Genomic DNA, 2324 nt, shown 5'->3' on the forward strand with positions numbered 1-2324 from the left:
CGCTGTGCGGAAACGAAGCTCCTCCGTTCCCAAGCGCCCGGCCCTGCGGGCGGGCGGGGGAGCCTGCGGAGAGTTCACGAACACTATCCTCGGCGCGCTGGGGGACGGAAGCAGCGTCGAAAACAGCATCAAGAGATCCGGACGCGGATCGACGCGAACGCCTACGGTTTGGAAGGTTGGGATCGAATAATTTGCAATTTGCAAAATGCAAATTATTCCGGATCTGATCGGGCGTCGTCTGGCTCGGCGTTATGCCGAACCTCACGCTCACCGATCAACCAACATCCGGTTGACGGTCATGTTTGCCAATGCGACCATGAAACCCGTCCTAATGATGCCCCGGGGAGCGCCTGCAAGCGCGAAGATCCGGGGCTATTTTTTTATGCTGACCGTCGGCGGAACGGCCGTCAAGACCGAGGGGTCGGTACGGCCGTTAATTTGATGGATTTGGCAATTTCAGCTTGTAACCCACCCATACTTGATGGCGTGTCCGGAAGGCTCATTTCATCAAATTCCGGTAACGGTTCGGAGTAAGCCACCAGAAAGAATTCTCTGAAACGACCAAGTTCCTTACCAGCGGATGGATTTCGTAACCGGACGATATGGTCACGACGCTCTCGGCCTTCGGAGTACATATGAGAAGGGCGTAGGGAATCGTTGCTGCGATGTCCATGTAAGTTGCCGTTCATGCAAGACACAGTGTTAAGGCAGGAAAGGTTCGTAGCGGGCTTTCGCCACTCACGTTCTCCCGCGTAGCGGATTCGTTCATTGGCCCTAGGGGGCCGGCTCTTGGGCTCCCGCCCGCCGTCGACGGCTTTGCCGTCTCTGGCATCCCGGGGATATTTATAGACCAATCCGGAAGGATCTTGTCGCCCGCGGCAAGGCATGTCAGCATCATGATTGCGGAACAGGCGGGGACGCCGATGGCCGCGACCAAGACGGAAGGCCCTCGGTGCAAACCGAGGGTTTTTTTTCCGGCAGACGCCGGGTTGAGTTGCCTTCACCTTCCAAGCTCTTTTCTCATTCGGTTGCATCTGTCGTCGAAGGCAGATGGTTCCTCAGACGAGAACCGTTTGCAGTGTTTCTTTGCCTCGACGAAGCAACTCAGGAATGTCGGACGCCTTTATCCGCTCCCAAGCCAACGAATGCGCAATGTCGCGGAGGAAAGCTGCGACGTCTGCCCATGGACCCGGCTCAAAAGGCGGGCGATCAAGGAATGTCACATGCACAAACTCGGTTGCCGACTGGGCACGCCGCTGTGCAATCTGCTCAAGCGCATCAGATAGCCATTGAGCACGGGTGCGCATCTGCTTCTCTAGGTTCTTCTTGCTCGGCTTCTCGGTTCGGGCGTGTTCGATAATTTGGAGCAATTGCGCGAGGCGCTCGACGAAAAGAGTAATAAGCTCATTGATTGCCTTGTCCGACATCGCCCGGAGTTCCTCGGAAGCAGATAGCCGCTTGGTTGTAGGCTTTCTTGGGGTCTCCGAATCGTGGCTCTCCTCCTGCCCAATTTCACGATGCCGTTTGACGATCTGACTGACGTCGGACACCCGAAGACGTTCCCCCCTCTCCAGACGATCCTTCACGTCCTCGAATGCGCCCTCCGGCGCAGTTGCGAGCCGGACGAGTGCAGTCTGCGGCAAAGCTAAACCGTTGTCCTTTAAAAACAACGGATCACCACGGAACCGAAGGTAAACGTTTATGGCGTCACGGGCCCATTGCTCCGACATTCCAGTTTCCGCCTCGACCCACGGGAGCCAAGCGCCGTGAGGAAGGGTGTCACGCCAACGTGCCAGCTTCTCCCCTGCATCCATGAGAGATTGTGCGCCAGCTATCAGGCTTGCACGGATCGCAATCGCATCGGATCTCAGCTGTTCGCGATGCTCGGTGGGAATAGCATCGTAGTTGAAATCAACTGCAATGTTAGCTCCACCATTCTTAATGATCGCAAATTTGGTCATGAAAAATACCCCGGAACGAATTGCTCCTACCTGAGTATCTGATGAAAGTTCCTAAATCCCCAATAATTGGGGATTTGAAATAGCGGGAGCCGCATGGTGTTGGCTAAGGCTGTGCAGCCATTCTGGCGTTTGCCACCGCTATCTAATAGGTGGCCGCTCAAGGGCTCGTCTCCGTTGATTTCGTCCTGATCTCAAGGATGCATCCATTCGGAGGTTCAAGCATTCATGTGGTCGATACAGAGTCGGTACAAATTACCGAAACAACAATGAGAGGCGACGTGTCTTGCACTGTCCCCTGCGTTAAGCTATTGAATTTAAAGTGGAAATTTGGTGGCGGAGGACCGCTCCAGTCGATCCCCCCAT

2 protein-coding genes are annotated in these 2324 nt (G+C 55.3%); one reads left to right on the forward strand and one right to left on the reverse strand.

Annotated features, from left to right (window positions below; translation table 11 throughout):
* Nucleotides 1-190, forward strand: a 190-nt coding sequence (locus E1297_RS49655; protein ID WP_209015608.1) for a hypothetical protein, incomplete at its 5' end; no start/stop codon positions are given.
* An 868-nt stretch (nt 191-1058) separates the two neighbouring features.
* Here the strand turns inward: E1297_RS49655 and E1297_RS02655 are convergent.
* Entirely contained in the window at nt 1059-1961 is a 903-nt protein-coding gene (locus tag E1297_RS02655; protein WP_155133559.1) for a hypothetical protein, read from the reverse strand.
* Nucleotides 1962-2324: the final 363 nt, after the last annotated feature.

The organism is Roseibium sp. RKSG952 (genome assembly GCF_009711355.1).